Source organism: Desulfobotulus sp., from assembly GCF_034006065.1.
GTDB lineage: Bacteria > Desulfobacterota > Desulfobacteria > Desulfobacterales > ASO4-4 > Desulfobotulus.
This window is the reverse complement of the sequence record NZ_JAVETM010000043.1, coordinates 18,342-27,178: the sequence shown is the minus strand read 5'-3', so window position 1 is coordinate 27,178 and position 8,837 is coordinate 18,342. Positions and strand designations below refer to the sequence as shown.

The 8,837-nt window shown below is 54.1% G+C and carries 6 protein-coding genes; 5 read left to right on the top strand and 1 reads right to left on the bottom strand.

What is annotated here, in order from left to right; genetic code table 11:
* Nucleotides 1–165 precede the first annotated feature (165 nt).
* From RBR60_RS13740 to RBR60_RS13730, 3 genes are all read left to right on the top strand, one after another.
* Entirely contained in the window at nt 166–1,038 is an 873-nt protein-coding gene (locus RBR60_RS13740) for a Rossmann-like and DUF2520 domain-containing protein (protein ID WP_320357760.1), read from the top strand.
* A gap of 24 nt (nt 1,039–1,062) precedes the next feature.
* Nucleotides 1,063–1,851, top strand: coding sequence for a hypothetical protein (locus RBR60_RS13735; protein ID WP_320357758.1), 789 nt, complete (start codon nt 1,063–1,065; stop codon nt 1,849–1,851).
* 84 nt (nt 1,852–1,935) lie between these two features.
* Nucleotides 1,936–3,834, top strand: coding sequence for a cyclic nucleotide-binding domain-containing protein (locus RBR60_RS13730; protein ID WP_320357756.1), 1,899 nt, complete (start codon nt 1,936–1,938; stop codon nt 3,832–3,834).
* Here the strand turns inward: RBR60_RS13730 and RBR60_RS13725 are convergent.
* A complete protein-coding gene (locus RBR60_RS13725; protein WP_320357754.1) occupies nt 3,831–5,444 on the bottom strand; it encodes an HDOD domain-containing protein in 1,614 nt (537 codons plus the stop codon). The two genes, RBR60_RS13730 and RBR60_RS13725, sit on opposite strands and share 4 nt — an antisense overlap.
* A gap of 243 nt (nt 5,445–5,687) precedes the next feature.
* On the opposite strand from RBR60_RS13725, the gene RBR60_RS13720 reads away from it, so the two are divergent.
* Nucleotides 5,688–7,685, top strand: a complete 1,998-nt coding sequence (locus RBR60_RS13720) for a class I adenylate cyclase (protein WP_320357752.1) — start codon at nt 5,688–5,690, stop codon at nt 7,683–7,685.
* Nucleotides 7,672–8,724, top strand: a complete 1,053-nt coding sequence (locus RBR60_RS13715) for a tetratricopeptide repeat protein (RefSeq protein WP_320357750.1) — start codon at nt 7,672–7,674, stop codon at nt 8,722–8,724. Before RBR60_RS13720 ends, RBR60_RS13715 begins: the two co-directional genes overlap by 14 nt.
* The last annotated feature ends 113 nt before the right edge of the window (nt 8,725–8,837 follow it).

Sequence of the window (8,837 nt, the reverse complement as noted above, 5' to 3'; positions counted from 1 at the left end):
AAAACTCTCCTGCCAAATCTTCTTTTTTCCCTGAGCCCCAAGGCTCTTGATCGCTCCGTTGCCGCATCCTTTCATGAAAATACTCCTTGTACCATTTTCATGAAAGGGCTAATTAACATTCGAAGAGACCTGAAATTGAAGAAAAAATTCCGGAAAAATTTCCCCATGACACACAAGACAGGTATCATCGGATGCGGCAGAGCCGGAAGCCATCTGGCCCTGCACCTGAAAAAAGCAGGCTGGCCCCTCTGTGGCCTCTGGGACGCGCGCAGGCAAGCCGCCATCGCTGCCGCTGAACTCACAGCCCTCCCCATCCTCGATCCCCAGAGCCTTACCCGTGCAGCGGACATCCTCTTTCTCGCCCTGCCCGATGACGCCCTGGGTCCGGCCTGCACGGAGTTTGCCGAAAACAACCTTTTCCGTCCGGGTCAGATCGTCTTTCACCTCAGCGGGTCCCAACCCGCAAGCCTGCTTGCGCCTGCAGCCCAGAAGGGAGCCTTCACAGCCTCTCTGCATCCCCTGCAAAGCTTTTCCCGTACTCCGGATCCGGACGAAAATCCCTTTCTGGGCATCCTCATGACGGCAGAAGGCATGCCCGAAGCTGTGGAAGTCGGCCTTGCCATGGCCAGACAGCTCGGGGCACGGGGCGCCACCATTGCCGCTGAGGCCAAAACCCTCTACCATGCCGCAGCTGTGGTGGCTTCCAACTATCTTGTCACCCTCATGGATTTTGCCTTTGATCTTCTGGAAGCATCCGGCATTGAAGGAGAACAGGCCATGGCCTTTCTCAGTCCTCTGGTTTCCGGCACCCTCACCAATCTCAGCAAAATGCCCCCCACCCAGGCGCTCACAGGTCCCCTCATGCGAGGAGATAGCGCCACCCTTTCCCGCCATATGGAAGCCATGGCCAGCAAACGTCCCCAGCGCTGCGCCCTGTACCAGGCCCTGGGCAGAGCCACCCTGGATCTGGCTGTGCGGGGCGGGCATCTTAGCGGTGCGGATGTGGATACCATCAACTCTCTGCTGTCTGCAAAATAAAAGCGCCTGAACAAGGAGGTTCCCATGCCTGAAAACCGTACGCTGCTGTATTCCGCCATGGTTCTCGCCCTCTTGACACTCACGGCCTGCGGTGGTCCGCAACCCCTCCCCACCGCAGACCCAGGCCCTCGCGCCCTTCTTGAAAAAATGGCGGAATCCCTGGCCTTCACCCAGACAAAGGATCTCAACACCCCAGGTCATGTACGCATTCCCCTGGCCAAGGGGCAGTGGATCACCACCCTCACCCGGTACGTCAATCCGGATGGAGACATCATCTTGAGTACCACCCGGGTCATAGAGGTCCAAGGGGATACCGTGACCCTTGAAGTGGAAAGCCATGCCGCATCCCAGAACGGCCAGCCCAATCTCACCCTGGTTCAGATTGCAGGGTATCCCACCCAGCTTCCCCTGGGCCCGGATAAGGAAACCATGAAAACCCTCCACAGGCAGATGCGCATCCTGCGCATGGCAACCCGGACAGGCGATGGCCAGACCATGGAAATGCCCTCCGCCTATCTCCAGTTCGGCGCCCACCGCATCCCGGACTTCATCAACCCAGGCCTGCGTACCACCCCCATCAGCACCCAGCCTGTGGATACCCCCTACATCCGCGCACGGGACGCCAAGGTCTTTGATGTGGAAATCTCCCTTCCGGGCATCCGCTCCACGGGCAGAATACATGTTCACGGCGGTATTCCCATCCACAACCAGATCCTGTATGAAAACGAAGATCTGGTGATGCACACCATTGCCTATGATCTCAAAGGTGCCCAGCAGACGCTCTTCTTTTCCACAGACACGCCCCCTTTCTGAAAGCCCGAAGGTCGTTCCTGAGCCCCCCTCCCCGGCGGGGCACCGACTTCACCCAATCCCCATCGTCTGGAGGAGCCAGAGCCCATGCCAAGGATCATCACCGTCAGCAGCGGCAAGGGCGGTGTGGGAAAAACCCACATCAGCACCAACCTTGCCCTCTACCTTGCCCAGCTGGGGCATAAAACCTGCCTGCTGGATGCGGATCTCGGCCTTGCCAATGTCAGCATCCTGCTCAAGCTCTATCCGGAACGCACCCTCAAAGATGTTATTTTTGAAAAAATTCCCTTGCGGGACATTCTCGTCCGAACCCCCGAAGGCCTTGATATCCTGCCCGGCAGTTCGGGCATTGAGGCCATGACGGCCCTGCCCGCAGCCGAGCTTCAGACACTCATCCAGGAATTTTCCACCCTGGCTGCCTATGATTATATCCTCGTGGATACCGCAGCCGGAATTTCCAGGGATGTACTGGCCTTCTGCCTTGCCGCCTCCGAGCTGCTCCTCATCCTCACACCAGACCCTGCCTCCCTCACGGATGCCTATGCCCTGCTCAAAGTCCTGCGCCTCAATGGCTTTACCCAGCCTGTCTTTGTCATCATGAACCATGCCTCCGGCATGGAAAAAGCCAGGATGGTGCTTTTAAAGCTCCTTGCCGCAGCGCGAACCCATCTTCAGATGGAACTATTTCCCATTGGCATCATCCCCAAAGACAGTGCTGTGGAAAACGCCCTTGCGGAACAAAAGGCCCTGATCCTCCGTTACCCCCAGTCCTTAGCGGCCAAGGGGATACGCAATGCCGCCCAGAATCTCATCCAGAAAAACCTGGCTATCATCGAAAATCTTTATCCCCAGATTTTTTTTGAAAAATTTCTGCGTTTTCTTAAAACTCCTCTGAAAAAAACCCAGGAAAAAATCCAAAACCCGGAAGAGCCCATCCTCCTTCCCGGAAATCCGGAAAACCCGCCAAGTCTTCCCAAACCTTTGGCCGGAACCCTGGAAACGGCTCACTCCCCCGCATTCCCCGAATCCGGCAATCCCGCTTTTTCCCCTGAAAAGCTCCCGGTGCATCCCCCCCCCTTGCCCCAGGAATCCGCCTTTACGCCGGATCAGACCCAACGACTGCTGCAGGATCTGGCCCAGGGCATGCAGGCCATTGCATCGGAACTCAAGGAAATACGCTCCTTTCTCACCCATACGCCCCCTTTTTCTCCGCCCAGGACTCACCACCCCCTCACCGCTGTGGTCTCCGGTTATCCCGCGTTTCAGAGCCTCGACGCACAACAGCTCCAGGAGGTTTTGCAACGCATGAAAGCCAGGGAATATGAAGCAGGCAGTCTTCTGCTGCAAAAGGGCGATCGGGGAAAACATCTTTTTGTTCTTGTTTCAGGCAGGGTCGCGGTAATGGATACCCAGGGAGGGGTCCTCGACACCATGGAAGGAGGGGACGTTTTCGGAGAAATGAGCCTCATCAGTGGAGAGCCGATCAATGCCACCATCAAAGCCATGGAAAACAGCAAGGTTCTCTACCTTGAAGGCAGGCAATTCATGCGTATGCTCCAGACCTATCCGGACATGCAGATGTACTTTGCCCGGCTTTTAAGCCAGCGCCTGGCCAAACGCCTTCAGAAAGCCGACCTTGCCAACATCGGCTCCTCCGGCGCCGGGCTTTCCGGCTCCCTTGAAACCACAGGTATTCCCGAACTTCTTCAGATGCTTAAAATGGGAGAAAAAACCGGCCTTTTACTTTTTATCTTTCCGGAAACCAGAGCGGCCATTTCCCTGATCCACGGAGAAATGGTTGCAGCACGCCACGGAGCCCACAGGGAAAAGGAGGCGTTTTACCGTATTCTCAGGGAAAAAAAGGGACGTTTCATCTACAACCCGGAGTTACCGGAAAGGGACAAAGACAAACCGCCCATGGGACATTTCATGAAACTGCTCATGGATGGCGTCAGCCTGATGGACGAAGAAGGGAATGGGGCCTAGCCTCTGCTTTTACGGATGGCCATGAGAGTCAGCCCTTTAAGCTGCTGCATGAAGATCTTCACCTCATTGGAAAAAAGTGGTGTGAACTCCCTGCTCCAGTCCACATAAATCAGACCCACCTTTTTTTTCTCCACCAGAAGGGGGTACAGGGCAAAGCAGGGGGCAAAGGCTCCTTCCGTGAACCAATCCGGGATTCTGCTGTTCCACTCCCGATTCTCCATGTCCTCCACCAGCATGTCCAGCCCCGTATTGAGCGCCTTATTGAAGACATCCCCCCCCGAGGTCTGCACCTGAAACCGAAAATTCTTTCCGAAATCCGCCATATCGTCCCCCAGCACAAAACGCGGGGTCATGATGCCATTGGCCTTGTCCAGGATGCAGATGGCGATTCTTGAAAAGAAAAACCCTTTATAAATCGTGGTAATGACCTGCAAAAGAATATCACTGAGGCGAAACTCCGCTTCAAGGGCCTTTTCAATGGCCGCAATGCGGCCCTTCACCCAGGCTTCCTGAACTCCCAGATGACCAAGCCCCTCCCCCGACCGCTCCGGAATTCCCAGGGCAACGGCCTCCGCGCCAGTCCGGGAGCGATCCATATCAAAGCGGGTATCCTTCAGACGGATTTTCAGGGTTCTCGCATGGCTGGTCATCTTTGCCAGGGCATGGTCCAGAAGCCCTTCGGCATCCTCCGTCGTCATGGCGAGAAAACGGCCATAGCGCCCCACAATCTCCTCAATCTTTTTCCTTCTCCCTACCCTGTCCATGGGCTCATCCATGCTGCACATTTCATGGGTGAAAGAAGCCACAAGCCTTTTCAGGTCTCGCAGGGATAAGTGCTTTTCCTTGCGATCAAAATCCTCGAAAGGGTAAAGCCCCTCCACAATACTCTTTGGAAATCCCCAGCCCAGGGCAATGCCCCGGCCAATTTCCGAAAAGGAAACACCCAGCATCTTTTTGGAAACCGTTTCCCCGTCCAGATCCTCCCGCACGGCAAAATGTTCAATCCTCTGGTAGACTTCCGGCTTGCAGAAGATCACCACCTGCTCTCCGATGTCATAGAGCATGGACACCAGCTGGAATGCGTCCTTTTCCGGATATCCGGCTGTTTCGGCAATTTCACGGCCCATGATGTTCCGCATGAGACTCATCAGGGATTTTTCCTTGAGCATGCCCCCCTTGCCCATGTCCTGCATGAATTCAAAAAGCAAAAGGGTGGATGCCGTCTGCTGGACAATCTCCGTCCCCAGAATCACCATGGCCTCGGCGATACTGGCGATCCCCTCCTTTCCAAATCTTGAGTAATAGGCTGAATTCACAAGAGAAAGGACCTTGGATGCCACAGAAACATCCTTCAGGATCACCTGGGCAATATCCCGGCTGGAAGCATACTCCATTCTGACAATTTCATTGATTTCAATAATCTGGGCCGTAAAGGTGTGGAGAAATTTTCCCGCCTTCATCTCCCTGTCCAGACTTTCCAGGATCCCTTCGAGAAGGGCGGCGTCGGAATCCCTTTCGAAGGGCTCATCCTCTTCTTCCAGCTCCGGAAGATCGGGAAGATCCAGGTGATCCAGCTCAATACCGGAGTGGGGCTGCTTTTCCTTGTCCATTGTCTTTCCTTCCCAGAAATGCCCTTTTCTGATGGGCAGGCACAGCCCCCATGCCACCACCCGACCCCAGGTTCTTGGGCTTAAGGCGGAATTTTACCCATTCCCGTGCTTTTTCATGTACCATATTCAACGCCACAGGGGACCGAAAAACGGATATCCGACCGTCCCCCAAAAAAAGCTGTCTCTTTTTTTAAGAAGACAGGGCCAAGATTCAAGGCATCCTGTCATGCAAGGCATGAGGGCATGATGGAGAGTATAGAGCGTCTCATTGCACAAAACAAAAAAAATTTTATATTTTACAACATTGCAAGGCTCCGGGAGATGATCCGCTACCTGCCGCCCAACAGCCTGGAGCTTTTCAGAGAAATCCCCTTTCTCATCCACATCAATGCGCCGGATTTTCCAGGCTATGTGGAATCCCTCCACCGCCATCCGGGGCTTTGGAATTTTCAGAATGCAGGATTTGCCCAGAGCCTGGGAGAAAACAACGCCAGAATACGCGAACTTCTGCAAAGCCCCTGCATGCACCCTGCGGTACAGGGCCTTTATCACATGGGAAGCCTTGGAACCTTCACCCAATCCGGAAAATCCGATTTTGACTTCTGGGTGATTGTGGATCCAAAGCTTTTCACTCCTGAAGAAATGCAGGCCTTCCATGAGAAACTGCATCGCATCGTACGCCATGGAAAAGAACAATTTTCCCAGGAAATCAGTTTTTTTGTCCATACGGCCCAAAGGCTCAGGAACAACCTGCTGGATCTGAAAGATGAAAAAACCGTTAAACCCCCAGCCGTACTGCTCAAGGAAGAATTCTACAGGACTTTTTTCATGGTTGCGGGCAAAATTCCGCTCTGGGCCGTACTGCCTGCGGGCCTGGATTCTGACCAGAAGGCACTTTTCAAAGAAAGGGCCCTTCTTCAGGAATCCTTCATTGACTTAGGATGCCCAGGCCCCCTTTCCCATGAAAACATTCTTGAGGGTCTTCTCTGGCAGATCTGCAAAGCTCCGGAAGATCCTGTCAAAGCCCTGATCAAGGCCAGTATCACGGCAAGCTACCAGTTGAAAAACGATTTACATCCTCCCCTTCTCTGCGACCAGCTCAGGCAGGACTTTGCCCTCTCACGGGTGGATGATTATGCCATGGACCCCTATGTACTGGCCTTTGAGCGTGTTCTGGCCTTTCACCAGGAGTCCGGGGATTCCCAGGCCATGTCCGAAGTCAAGATGGCCATCTTCCTCCGGCTCTGCGGTTTTCCCCAGGTCAGCCTTCCCCAGGAAGGTTCCCCTAAAAGAAAAATTCTCAACCACTATGTCAGAAAATGGCATCTTGACGCCGCCAGGCTTCAGAAACTCCTCCACTACTCCCAGTGGCATGAGGTAGAAAAACAACTTCTGGACCAGGCCCTTATGCAACGCGTACACAAACTTTACACCGCAGCCCTGGAAAACACCGGAGAAAGGGATACAAAAAAAAGCCCCACGCCGGAACAAGCTCCCGCAAATGAAGCCCACACCATCCTCCGGCATAAGGCCGCAAGCATTCTCAATCACGGTCAGGGGGAAAGGCTTCCTCCGGCTTCCCTCCATCTGCGGAGCCTCCACCATGGGCATCTGGATCTGAAATGGCATCCGGATGGAACCCACCCCCCGCAATGGCAGCTCTTTTCCGATGCCCCTTCCTGTGGTGACAATCCTCTTTTTTCAGATTCCCACATCCTCCGGGTACTGGGCTGGGGCATGGGGCATGGCATCTTCAGACCCAATCACAGTCACCTGCGCCTCCATCCGGATGTCAGGTTTTTCGGAGCCCTTGAAAAGGAAGTGGACTGGAAGGCCCTCTTTATGGCCCTCCAGCCCTGGATGCCCATCTCGGATGCGGTTTTCCTCGCCAGGCCCTTCTGGGAAAGGATCGTTCTTCTCTTATCCGCTCACCCCCGGAACCCGGAGGACCCGCGGCCCTTTTCCGCAGAACTGCTCATGCGGAATTCCTGGGGAGAAATATTCTTCCAGGCCCTCCCCCTTGATCATATTGATACCCTGGAAGCCAGGTGTTATCATGTGGCCATGAAAGTTCTTGATTACCATGGAAAACAATCCCTTTACGCCCCCTTTCTCCTGGGTGTCCGTCCCCTGCCCCAGCTCATGGGGCGCCTGAAAACCCTCATCGAAGACAAGCGGCTGCTGAGGAACGGACTTTCCGTCACAGATCGCGTAAGGAGAACCCTCCTTGATACCCTCTGACTTCTCTCTGCCCATTCTCCCGCCAACGGAAACCAAGGGCTCTGTCCTCATTCTCCACGAGGATCAAGGCATCCTTGAAACCCTCTTGAAGGCCGTTTCCTTTCTGGGTTTTGACCGTATCTCCGCCATGCAGAATTTTGAAGAAGCGGTCTGGGAAAGCAGCAAAAAGGAGATCGTCTTTTTTCTCTGTGCTTACACCACCCCCACCATTCAGGGACTTCGCTTTTTAAGCCTCATACGCAAAAATGAACGTTTCGCCTACACGCCCTTTTTTCTGATGGATCCGGAATTCACCTCCCTTAAGGTCATGAAAGCCGGATATGCCGGGGTCACAGGCCTTCTGGTCTGGCCATTTACTCCCAGAATCCTCCAGGAAAAACTCGCAAAAAGCCTGGGCCAGACCCGAGATCCCCATATCCGCAAAACCGAGACCCAACTTGAAAAAGGCGTCTCCCTCATTGACACAGGCAGGTTCAAAGAAGGCGTGGCGCAGCTCAAATCCATTCTGGACCAGAAAGAGGGCCCCGAATACCACTACAATATCGGCTACATCCGCAGCATTCAAAAACGTTATCCCGAAGCCATTGAAGCCTTCAGGAAAGCCACCCAGCTGGATCGCCTCTTTGCCAAAGCCTATGAGGCCATGGGACGGGCCTACAGGGCCATGGGACGGGATGATCTGGCAGACCAGTATCTTGGACACGCGGCCCAAATCCACATGGAAAGAGACAATGACGGACATGCAGAGGATATTTTAAAGGAAATGCTGGCCCTGGGGTATGAATCCCTCAATGTCTTTAACTCCCTTGGCATTATCTACAGAAAACGGGGCGATCATCAGAACGCCATGATCCATTATGCCAAAGCCCTGAAGGTGCATCCGGATGAACCCCATATCCACTACAACATGGGCCGTATCTGTCTGGATATGAAGGACATGGACAAGGCCAGGGAATTTTTTGAAAAGGCTGTAAAAATCCAGAAGGATTTCAAGGAGGCCAGGCAGATTCTTAAAGCCATGGACCTTGGCATCCTCTGATCTGTCCCGTCCAAGCATAAAAAAAAACGCCTCCCAGCCTTGACGAAAGCTTTCCGCGCCCTCATGTTTCACAAAAGAGACACAACGTATCATCCACCCAAGACAAGGAGCGT